We start from the raw sequence: 734 nt of genomic DNA, 5'->3' as shown, positions 1-734 counted from the left end.
ACGCGGTGGCCATTGGCACCGTAGGCTTCGGCGTACTTGACGAAGTCCGGGTTGCCGTAGTCCAGGCCGAAATCGGTGAAGCCCATGTTGGCCTGCTTCCAGCGGATCATGCCGTAGCCGTCGTCACGCAGGATCACCACGGTGATGTGCATGCCCAGACGAACTGCAGTTTCCAGTTCCTGGCTGTTCATCATGAAGCCGCCGTCGCCGCACACGGAAATCACCGGGCGGTCCGGGTGCACCAGGTGCGCGGCCATGGCCGATGGCAGGCCGGCGCCCATGGTCGCCAGGGCGTTGTCCAGCAGCACGGTGTTCGGCTTGTGCGCCTTGTAGTTACGGGCGAACCAGATCTTGTAGATGCCGTTGTCCAGGGCCACGATGCCTTCGGACGGCAGTACGCGACGGATGTCGGCGACCATGCGCTGCGGGTAGACCGGGAAGCGGTTGTCGTCGGCGCCTTCGGCGATCTGTGCTTCGTTGGCTTCACGGATGGCCATCAGGCGGGTGAAGTCCCAGTGCGAGGTCTCGGTCAGGGCTTCGCCGATCTGCCACACGGCGTTGGCGATGTCGCCGATCACTTCCACTTGCGGGAAGTACACGGCATCGACTTCGGCGGAGCGGAAGTTGATGTGGATGACTTCGGTGCCGCCACGAACCATGAAGAAAGGCGGCTTCTCGATCACATCGTGACCGATGTTGACGATCAGGTCGGCGGCTTCGACGGCGCGGTGCAC

At 63.2% G+C, this 734-nt stretch carries 1 protein-coding gene; it reads right to left on the bottom strand.

Going from position 1 to position 734, the window contains the following annotated elements; all coding sequences use genetic code 11:
- The coding region (locus tag ABE456_RS28460) for a thiamine pyrophosphate-dependent enzyme (protein WP_346646904.1) at positions 1–734 on the bottom strand (734 nt) is incomplete at both ends.

Origin of the sequence: Pseudomonas sp. TWI929, assembly GCF_039673335.1 — a bacterium.
Classification (GTDB): domain Bacteria; phylum Pseudomonadota; class Gammaproteobacteria; order Pseudomonadales; family Pseudomonadaceae; genus Aquipseudomonas.
This window is presented reverse-complemented; position numbering and strand designations above follow the sequence as displayed.